Origin of the sequence: Marinimicrobium sp. ARAG 43.8, from assembly GCF_050113635.1 — a bacterium.
Taxonomy (GTDB): Bacteria; Pseudomonadota; Gammaproteobacteria; order Pseudomonadales; family Cellvibrionaceae; genus Marinimicrobium.
Map to the genome: position 1 here is coordinate 1 of NZ_JBNJLT010000016.1, position 9354 is coordinate 9354.

At 55.9% G+C, this 9354-nt stretch carries 7 protein-coding genes and 4 tRNA genes; all 11 read left to right on the forward strand.

All coding sequences use genetic code 11. The features are described 5' to 3' along the window. Positions 1–413: 413 nt before the first annotated feature. Positions 414–1202, forward strand: coding sequence for a 3-keto-disaccharide hydrolase (locus ACQCLF_RS15755; RefSeq protein ID WP_426989011.1), 789 nt, complete (start codon positions 414–416; stop codon positions 1200–1202). A 202-nt stretch (positions 1203–1404) separates the two neighbouring features. After that, on the forward strand, positions 1405–4749 hold the full coding sequence (locus ACQCLF_RS15760; RefSeq protein WP_426989013.1) for a family 16 glycoside hydrolase: 3345 nt from the start codon (positions 1405–1407) through the stop codon (positions 4747–4749). A 190-nt stretch (positions 4750–4939) separates the two neighbouring features. Continuing rightward, a complete protein-coding gene (gene alr / locus ACQCLF_RS15765) occupies positions 4940–6049 on the forward strand; it encodes an alanine racemase (RefSeq protein ID WP_426989015.1) in 1110 nt (369 codons plus the stop codon). After that, a complete protein-coding gene (gene birA / locus ACQCLF_RS15770; protein WP_426989017.1) occupies positions 6042–7043 on the forward strand; it encodes a bifunctional biotin--[acetyl-CoA-carboxylase] ligase/biotin operon repressor BirA in 1002 nt (333 codons plus the stop codon). The genes alr and birA overlap by 8 nt, the downstream gene beginning before the upstream one ends. Next, on the forward strand, positions 7040–7786 hold the full coding sequence (locus tag ACQCLF_RS15775; protein ID WP_426989019.1) for a type III pantothenate kinase: 747 nt from the start codon (positions 7040–7042) through the stop codon (positions 7784–7786). The genes birA and ACQCLF_RS15775 overlap by 4 nt, the downstream gene beginning before the upstream one ends. A gap of 26 nt (positions 7787–7812) precedes the next feature. Then, on the forward strand, positions 7813–8502 hold the full coding sequence (locus ACQCLF_RS15780) for an SPOR domain-containing protein (protein WP_426989021.1): 690 nt from the start codon (positions 7813–7815) through the stop codon (positions 8500–8502). Positions 8503–8551: 49 nt separating this feature from the next. After that, positions 8552–8627 (forward strand) — tRNA-Thr (locus ACQCLF_RS15785). Between the two features lie 92 nt (positions 8628–8719). Then, positions 8720–8803, forward strand: a tRNA-Tyr gene (locus tag ACQCLF_RS15790). A 124-nt stretch (positions 8804–8927) separates the two neighbouring features. After that, positions 8928–9001, forward strand: a tRNA-Gly gene (locus ACQCLF_RS15795). A 39-nt stretch (positions 9002–9040) separates the two neighbouring features. Beyond that, positions 9041–9116 (forward strand) — tRNA-Thr (locus tag ACQCLF_RS15800). A gap of 146 nt (positions 9117–9262) precedes the next feature. Continuing rightward, a partial coding sequence (locus tag ACQCLF_RS15805) for a GTP-binding protein (protein WP_018694456.1) occupies positions 9263–9354 on the forward strand: 92 nt, incomplete at its 3' end.

Here is a 9354-nt window from a genome sequence, read left to right on the forward strand (position 1 = left end):
AAGTGAAACGACTTAGCGCCGATGGTAGTGTGGGGTCTCCCCATGTGAGAGTAGGTCATCGTCAAGCTTCTAACACCAATACCCCGAGTCAGTCATGGCTCGGGGTATTTTTTTGCGCCCCGTATTCTTCGCTCGCCATCTTAACCCCCCTTTTCTCCCTCTGCTAATTACCGCTTAGCGCCTGACGGCACTTGGTCCTGAGTCATCCTCTAACGTGCGCTCTTTAAAACATGATATTTGGCTCGAAGTGATACAATGGCGTCCCATTAGATGGGAGCAGTTTTTCTTGTATGAAACTGTTTTTATATGTTATAAAATCAATCTCCGGGTGAATCGGCAATTCACCACCTTGTCCTGACCTTCTGACGAAGATTGGCGACTCGTTCCGGAGCCCAAAAAAGAGAGTAATAAAGATGCGAAAGCTCACTCACAACTACTACCAAACCCTAGGCGCTGTCGTGTTGGGCAGTACGATGATGATGTCATGCAGTGCTGACTCCGAACCTGCTAAGGCTGATGAGGCGTTAGAGCCATGGCAGCAGGCGGAAAAGACGGAAGTCTGGGAGCCCGTACCTCCAGTCATTGACAGTCCTGCCAATGGCGTCCCCTCAGACGCGATTGTCCTGTTGGGTGAAAATGGCTTGTCCGAATGGGAAGCGGAAAAGGGCGGGAAACCTGCTTGGGAAGTAAGCGATGGTGTTGCCACAGTGGCGCGCAAACAGGGCGGCATCCGTACCAAGCAAGAGTTCTGTGACATTCAGCTTCACGTGGAGTGGAAATCGCCAACCGATATCGAAGGAATGGATGGGCAGAACCGCGGGAATAGTGGCATTTTTCTCCAGGAGCGCTACGAAATCCAGGTGCTGGATTCGTACGACAATGAGACCTACCCCAATGGTCAGGCTGGCTCTGTGTACAAACAGTCTATCCCGCTGGCTAACGCTACCCGTGAGCCTGGTGAATGGCAGGCGTACGACATTATTTACACAGCCCCTCGTTTCGACGAGAGCGGAGAGCTAGAGTCTCCGGGATACGTCACGGTGCTGCATAATGGGGTACTGGTACAAAATCACTTCGAAATCCAAGGTGCTACTGCCTGGATCGGTGAGCCCTCATACGAAGCGCACGGCTGTGCTCCTTTAGCGCTGCAGGATCATGATGCCGCGGTTAGCTTCCGCAACATTTGGGTACGTGAGCTGTAAGACTCACGCCCTTGGTAAGCGCTTGCTCGCCAAGTAGCGATTACCGTAATGGAAACCCGGCATTTCCCTGGCCGGGTTTTTTATATCTCTGTTTCGAGTTGACCTCGAATAAGCTCGATGTATCTCCTGGAAGCGTTTGCTGGAGAGCCACAACCCTAAGTCCGACACGACCGAAGAGTCGTCATGTTTTTGAGGTATTACTATGTCCAGAATAACAATAAAGGAAATCGGTCAATTCCTGCTGTTGCTGGTGATGAGCGCCGTTTCCCTGCCCGCACTCTCTCTGGTATCAACGCCTTTTGACGTAAAGGCTCCCTGGGAATGGGTGCAGAGCGTTGACGGTGCTGAGGCTTCAGATGAGAATTCGGCCAACGTACTTTTGTTCTCTGAAGAGACAGAGGCAGAACCGTTGTTATCTCAGCAGTCCCTGGGAGACTCCATCGTTTCTCTGGAGGTTTGGTTGGCTGAGGACGCAAGTGCGGGCCTTTACCTTCAGGGGCGTTATGAGATTGTACTCGCCCCCTCAGATGGCAACGCTAAAAACGAAGTGTCGGATATGGGGGCCTTGGCTCCTCGCTGGAGTGAACATCGCGAGCCGCAGGCTTATGCTGGCGTTATCCCATCCTCAAACGCAGCCAAAGCGGCTGGCGAATGGCAAACCGTGGAAATTCGGTTTCGTGCACCGCGTTATAACGAAGCGGGGCAGAAAACCGATTCGGCGCTGTTCCTGGAAGTGACTGTCAATGGAGAGACCGTCCAACGCAATACTATCGCCACAGGTTTTACGCGTGGTTCGATCAATGCCTGGGAAACCTCTTCCGGGCCTTTGATGTTGAAAGTTCATAAAGGGCCTGTGGCCGTGCGCAATGTGAGTGTGGCACATGCGGACTTCGGGAGTGTCACGTTACCGACAGAGAGTGGCGGTGATACCAATGAGAAAGAGCTGCAGGACTTTGTGGCGCTGGGAGAGAAAACGTTCAAAGCACTCGGCTGCTCCTCCTGTCACGCGGTGAATGAGGGTGAGGCCTCTGTGCGAGCCGGCCCTAACCTCTTTGGACTGTTTCAGAATCCCGCTCGTGACCGTCTGGTTAAAGAAGGAGATTCGGATACACGCTTTACCCTGAAAGCTGATCGTAGTTACTTGCATCACAGCGTACGTGAGCCGGACACCGAAATTGCGATTGGTGAAAGTGGCTCAAACGACGGTGAGGCATTTATGCCCATCATGCCAGCCTATTCACAAGATACCCTGAAAGATAGCGAGCTGGATGCCATCGGCGCCTACCTGACCACCCTGAACCCCCTTTCTGTTCAGGGCCCGGTTGTTCAGTTGGTCGCAGAGGGTGGCCCGGAAGCTTATGACCCGCTAGCGGATGGTTTGCAGCGTTTGGTGCTTGATGAAGCCGAGGTGCAGCGCGGTCCGATGCAGGGCACTTCTGGGCGTGCGATTCACGTGGGCTTGCCGAATGGGGTTAACTACAGTTTTGATCCTCGAGTGTTGGGCGTTGTTAAACTTTGGCAGGGCGGCTTCCTCAATATGGAGGGTGAGTTACGTAACCGCGGTGGTGGTGGGCTCGCCATGGGGTACAACAGTCGCGAAATTGACTTGAACGGAGAGGTGTTGTTTGCCCCCCTGTTGCCGTCAGGAGAACCGGTGGACTTTTCGTTCAAGGATGCGGTGTTCGGCGATATGGAAACAGTGCATGACACGCTTTATGCCAAAGAGGACTTCTCAGACCAGATCGCCTCAGTGGATGCCCGCTTTCGCGGTTACCGAATCGACTCAACATCTCCAGAGCAGTCTCCTGATTTCGATGTCGAGGTAGGGAAAAACCGGTTCAGCATGGGACTGGCGATTGAGTCAACCGGTAAGCTTACTCTGACAGTGTCTGGCTCTTTGAAAGACAAACAGCAGTTGCAGTTATCCGAAGCGTTGCTCACGAACGTCCGTGTTTCCAAAGGCCGGGTTAATGATGGAATCTGGGAGCTGCCAGCAAAAACCCGACGGCCGGTAACGTTGACAGCGCAAATTAAGCTTTCCAGCAACCCTTGGCGCCCGCCTGCGACCGATTTTGAGTACGCCCGGCAGCCGCTGAAAATCGTGCCGTCCGACGCAGCGCTGCTGGACGGCTATGCGATTGAGGATTATCTGCCGCCGAAAGACAATTACGGACGGGACCTGTTGTTTGAAGCACTCGGTCTCGCGGTCGCTGAAGATGGCACGATTGTCGTGGTAACACGGACTGCCGGTATATGGCGTATTGTGGACGGTGAATGGCACCTGTTCGCTGAAGGCCTCTTCGACAGCCTGGGTGTTGTGATTGAAGATAAACACGGCCTGGATTTGGTGGTTTCTCAAAAAGCGGAGCTGACCCGCGTTAGAGATACCAATGGCGATAAGCGAGCGGACCGGTTTGAAACGCTTTTTGACGGTTTCGGCTACCACAACAATTACCACACCTATATGCACGGCCCGGTTAAAGGTACGGATGGTGCCTATTACTTCGGGCTGAATTTGGCTCACACGGATGACTCGGTTTACAAGGCTGACGGGTTGTACATGGGCTCTCAGGGCGGGTACAGCGGTTGGGCATTCCGTGTTACGCCCGACGGCGATGTGAAACCCTGGGCGTACGGCCTGCGCAGCGCCGCTGGGTGGACTGTTGGACCGGACAAGCAAATATGGATCACCGAAAACCAGGGGGAGTTTGTTGGCACCTCAAAGCTTTTCGTGTTGAAAGAAGGTCAGTTTTATGGCCATCCCTCAAGTCTTGTCGACTTGCCGGGAATGACGCCAGACTCTCCTGAAATTGCCTGGGAGAAAGTGCAGGACAAGCGTCCTCCGGAATTGTTGTTAATGCCACAAAACCTTTTGGCCAATTCGCCAGGCCATCCCGTTTGGGATCTTACCAAAGGACAATTTGGGCCTTTCGAGGGGCAGATGCTGATTGGCGATCAAACGCAGTCCAACCTGTTCCGTGTGGCTCTGGAAACTCTGCCCGATGGCACGGTACAAGGCGGAGCCATGCCGTTTGCGCGGGAGTTGGCTTCTGGCGCTATGCGGCCCATCTTTTTGCCCGATGGCAGCTTGCTGTTGGGGCAAACTGGACGGGGCTGGCAGGCTAAAGGCGGGCATGTTGCTAGTTTGCAGCGACTGGTGTGGCGCGGGGACAAAGCTCCACAAGCTATTCAGCGCATGAATGTTACAGAGAACGGATTCACCGTTCATTTTGTACGCCCGCTGCCTGGAAGCCTGTCTGATGAGGCGTTGCGCAGCGGGCTGGCAATGAGTTCCTGGACGTATCGGGATGCTCCCGATTACGGTTCTGAACGGCTGGGGCTTCGGGAAGAAGCCATTGCGGATCTGAACATCAGTGATGACCGCAAATCTGTCACCCTCACACTGGAAACAACAGAGATACCCCAAGTGCACCCTCAGCAGACGGGGCGAGTGTATTATCTGGAGGTGACCGCTGAAGCGCTGACGTCAGATCACGATGGTGTGCCGATGAGCGTTTTCTACACGCTTCATCACTTCCGTCGCTAGAAGTCAGCCACTTAAGAAGCCCCGCTTCCACTTTGAAGTGGGGCTTCCTGCTCGTTTCTCTCGCTCACCTTCTTCTCTAGCAGCCTTTCTTTTTTATCCTCTTTTTTACCTCTCGCGGGATGCCCATCTGGATTTTCCGGCCAAGGTTTGCTTAGATGCGACTTTTCCTTGAATCTGGATTGAAATGCTAATGGCCGCAGCCACGGGAACGCTTTCTATTGATTTAGCCGCTGTGCGCAGTAACTGGTTGATGGTTCGACAGGCGTTGGGTAAATCGCCGGCGGCGGTCATTAAGGCCGACGCTTACGGTCTGGGCGCCAAAGTGCTGGGCAATACGTTGTACAGACAAGGGTGTCGGGATTTCTTTTTTGCCACCTTGCCAGAAGCGCAAGCTGCACGTAGTTACCTGCCGCACGACTCAAACCTGTTCATTCTGGGGGGGGTTCCCTACGGAGCGGAGCGGGAGTGTATCAATGGTCGGTTGGTTCCCGTTTTATCCAGCGTGCAGGCCATTGAACGTTGGGGCGCGATCTGTGACGAAGCCGATGTGGTGTCGCCATCGGCCGTTAAAATTGATACCGGAATGACACGGCTGGGGATTAGTCTGGAAGAATGGGTGGCTCTAATGGAGCGTCCCGGGCTCCTACAAGCCTGTCATCCGGCAATGTTCATGAGCCACTTGGCCTGCGCCGATGAAGCGGATCATCCCATGAACCGAGAACAGTTAGCGCGATTCACAGGTGTGGCTCGCGCTGCAAAAGCACGATTCCCCCGCAGCCGTTGCAGTCTGGCCAACTCCGCCGGCATTTTTTTGGGCAGCGACTGGCACTTCGACTTGGCGAGACCGGGGGCTTGTTTGTACGGTTTCGATCCACATTGGGGGCAGCAGCCCCACATGGCTCCGGTGGTGACTCTGGAGCTGCCAATACTGCAAATACGCGAGCTGACCCAATCAAGCAGCGTTGGGTATGGCGCTACAGCCTGCTTACCGGCGGGCCGCCGGTTGGCGGTAGCGGCGGGAGGCTACGCGGATGGGCTGAATCGAACCATCGGGCGGGAAGGGGGATACGGATATCTCAGCGGGCAGCGCGTGCCGGTGGTAGGACGAATCTCCATGGACACCACGGTATTTGATATCACTGGCGCAGAATTGCCGATCCGCGGCCCAGCGAAAATACAGGTGTTGGGGGCATCCCTGACCGTAGCTGAAATCTCGCACCGCACCGGAGCTCTGGGTTATGAAGTGCTTACTAGCCTGGCTGGGCGCTATGAGAGGGAGTACCTTAACCGAGATGGCTAATCGCGATGAGCACACGTTGCATCAGCTGTTGCAGCGCTTGGCCGATGGTGAATACCACTCGGGTGATGAGTTGGGTGATTGGCTTGGCATCAGCCGTGCGGCGGTATGGAAGCAACTGCGCAAGCTTGGCGAAGTGGGTTTGCCGCTGGAGTCGGTACGAGGGCGCGGTTACCGCCTGACGGGTGGCCTTGAGCTTCTGAGCGAGAGGCGTCTGCGGGAGGCGCTTTCCCTTGAGGCCAACCGGCTTGTGACGGCGCTCGATGTGCTCTCTGTCACGGATTCGACCAATGCTCGCGCAATGCTCCGGGCCGCAGAAGGACAAAGCGGGTATATTTGCCTGGCTGAGCAACAAACCGCTGGCCGTGGGCGGCGGGGGCGCACCTGGGTAAGCCCATTTGGTCAAAACCTGTATTTATCCGTTAGTTGGGGATTTGACGGCGGCGCGACGCAACTGGAGGGATTGAGCCTGGCGGTAGGGGTGGCCTTGTGCGAGCAGCTGGCGGCGCTGGGACTGAAGGATCTTGGTCTCAAGTGGCCCAACGACCTTCTCTGGCGCGAGCAAAAACTTGCGGGCATACTGCTGGAAATGACGGGTGATCCCGCAGGTCATTGCTGTGTTGTGATCGGCGTTGGATTGAATATGGCGATGCCTGAGTCGGCGGCACTGAGCATTGAGCAGCCCTGGGTGGACCTGGCGACTGCCTGTGTGGCCGAGGGTTGCGAAGTGCCTGGACGACACCAGGTGGCGGCGGGACTGATTGAACGTTTGGTTCTGCTGTTGAAAGATTATCATCATGAGGGATTCTCGAGTTGGCGGCAGCGCTGGGAGTGCCGTGATGCGTTTAGAAACCGCGAAGTTCTGGTGAGTTCGGGTACCAGTAGTCGATCTGGCATTGCCCGCGGAGTTGACGAGAGCGGAGCCCTGCGGCTTGAGGTGGAGGGCGAGTACACGCTTTGTCATGGCGGGGAACTATCCATGAGACCCGTAAAGTGATTCTGGATATTGATTGGGGTAATACCCGGCTGAAGTGGCGTCTTAGCCAGGGTGCGACAATTTTGGCGGCGAACTCGCTGACCGATTTGGAGGATTTGGCATTGGTCGTCAGGCGTGACAAGAGTGCCGGGTCCGAGCTGGAATCCCGTCCGCAGTTGGTGCGGGTTAGCAGTGTGCGTTCCGCTTGGGACAATCAGCGGCTTCGGCAGTGGCTGGAGCAGCGCTGGACGGTACCCGTCTGGTTTGCTCAGCCTATGCGTCGCCGGGCTGGTGTTACGGTCACTTATTCCGATCCGACGCGGCTAGGGGTTGATCGCTGGTTGGGGTTGCTGGCGGCGCGTTCGAGGCACAAGGCGCCAGTCGTGCTGGTTCAAGCGGGAACCGCCGTGGTGGCCGATGTTCTTGATGGTGCTGGAATGCACCGGGGAGGCTTTATCGGGCCGGGCTGGGGGTTAATGTGCCAGTCACTGGGTGCCGGAACGGCGGGGGTTCAGGTCAGCCCTGCCCAAAAGGGGCAAGCGTCACTGGCGCTTGGCTGTAATACGCAGAGTGCCGTGGAAGGTGGGTTGGTCGCGATGATGCTGGGGCTGATTGAGCGTGCGCGTTCTTTGGCCGGACGTGATGCTCATCTCATTCTCTCCGGTGGGGATGGCGCGCTGCTAGCGAAATTTTTGCCGGAGGCGGAGCGCTGGCCGGACATTGTGTTGGATGGGTTGGCTGTTGCACATCGCCGTGCCGGTTGATGGGGATTGGGTAAGCGCGGAGCGTTATGCGGGCAATTTTTCTGGTATTGGTAATGATCAACCTCGGGCTGTTGGCAGCTCATTGGTTCTCGGCAGGTGAGAAGGAGAGGCCTGTGGCGTCTCCGGAAGAGGTGTCGCCCGTAGCGGGGGGCGCTTCGCTGACGCTACTGTCTGAGACCGCAAGAGAATTGCCACGTCGTGCCGAGACGGAGGTGGCTCCCATTGAGGCGCTGGCACCTCCGTTGTGTGTACTGGTTGGTCCCTATGGGGCTGAGGAGGAGGCGCAAGCCCCGTTTGACCGGCTGCGAGCCCTGGATATTGATGTGAGCCTGGAGCCGCTAACCGTCTCCGACGGGCGCGGCTACTGGGTGCATCTGCCACCGGAATTGTCTCAGAGAGCGGCGTTACTTCGTCTACATGAGCTGCAAGCGAAACAAATTGACAGCTATGTCATTCCCCGCGGAGAGCTTGCCAATGGCATTTCATTCGGCATGTTTAGTCGCGAGGCTTTGGCGGTGGCGCGGCAAGAAGCTTTGCGCCAGCAAGGTTACGACGCAAAAATTCATGAGATTGAGCGAACCCACCGTGAACTCTGGCTTACAATGCCCTCTGCGCAGGCCGCCGCTCTGGATGACAGCCTCTGGACACAGCTTATCCCCGCAGGCTCGACGCTGGAGCGTCGACAAAATTTGTGTCCGGGTGTTGCGTCAGAGTAAAAGTTTCTCTAGAATCCCGCCTCCACGTTGAGACGTGGGCAGAAAAAGCGCTGGCGTAGCTCAGTTGGTAGAGCAGCTGACTTGTAATCAGCCGGTCGGGGGTTCGACTCCTCTCGCCAGCTCCACTTTTTCTGAGATCCTGCATGTAACTCCGTGAAAATATTATATTTTCCGGTTGACAGGCAGAGATATGGGCCGGACAATGCCGACTGTTTTGGCAGGGGTTCCCGAGTGGCCAAAGGGATCAGACTGTAAATCTGACGCGCAAGCTTCGGTGGTTCGAATCCACCCCCCTGCACCATTTGTTTACCGATTTTGCGCCAGTCTATTGGCTGTGTGGCGCAAAAAGGCCGGTAGTAAAGAGACCGGTAAAAGACCAGAAAGTAGTGGGCAGCGCTCAGGCGCCCTGAACGGGCAAGCGATCTGCGGGCATAGTTCAATGGTAGAACCTCAGCCTTCCAAGCTGATGATGCGGGTTCGATTCCCGCTGCCCGCTCCATCCTGATGCAGCAGTGTTCGAGGTCTTAAACAGGTTACGGCTGATGTAGCTCAGTTGGTAGAGCACACCCTTGGTAAGGGTGAGGTCGGCAGTTCAAATCTGCTCATCAGCTCCACATTAGCGCCGCAGAGGTTGTGCCTCTGTTGGCGTTTTTGTCTGAGTATCCGTTGTCCTTGTGGCGTCTTGTCAGCTGTGGCGAGGCCCTGAGTGCGCGGAATGGTTAACCCATCTGTATAGCTTGAATGTGAGGAGGCGCTCGCAATGGCGAAGGAAAAATTTGAACGCAGTAAGCCCCACGTCAACGTGGGCACCATTGGTCACGTGGACCACGGTAAAACCACCCTGACAGCGGC

Coding starts and splice junctions, on each gene's coding strand:
- ACQCLF_RS15760 (WP_426989013.1), top strand. CDS start 1,405: ATGTCCAGAATAACAATAAAGGAAATCGGTCAATTCCTGCTGTTGCTG.
- alr (WP_426989015.1), top strand. CDS start 4,940: ATGGCCGCAGCCACGGGAACGCTTTCTATTGATTTAGCCGCTGTGCGC.
- ACQCLF_RS15755 (WP_426989011.1), top strand. CDS start 414: ATGCGAAAGCTCACTCACAACTACTACCAAACCCTAGGCGCTGTCGTG.
- birA (WP_426989017.1), top strand. CDS start 6,042: ATGGCTAATCGCGATGAGCACACGTTGCATCAGCTGTTGCAGCGCTTG.
- ACQCLF_RS15780 (WP_426989021.1), top strand. CDS start 7,813: ATGCGGGCAATTTTTCTGGTATTGGTAATGATCAACCTCGGGCTGTTG.